The following is a 207-nucleotide window of genomic DNA, read 5'->3' on the forward strand; positions in this document are numbered from 1 at the left end:
TTTTGCGCTGGTTTCGTTGAGCAGTTGACTCAGTTCCAGCACCGCAAGATGCTCATGCGTGGTGGTTAGTTCATCTTTGCCTAGCACCCGTAACAGGAAATTTTCAGCTTCAAGATCCAGTGTGGGCTGGATTTCATCCAGTGAGGTATTTAGGACATGTTCAAGATCACTGTGTTTGATGAGCTCTTTGATCGATTTGCTTTGTGC

General features: G+C 45.9%; 1 pseudogene. It reads right to left on the bottom strand.

Going from position 1 to position 207, the window contains the following annotated elements:
• Positions 1-207, bottom strand: a pseudogene (locus ACNQO6_RS18685) (DUF2059 domain-containing protein); the annotation flags it as partial.

Source organism: Acinetobacter calcoaceticus (assembly GCF_051947995.1).
Lineage (GTDB): Bacteria > Pseudomonadota > Gammaproteobacteria > Pseudomonadales > Moraxellaceae > Acinetobacter.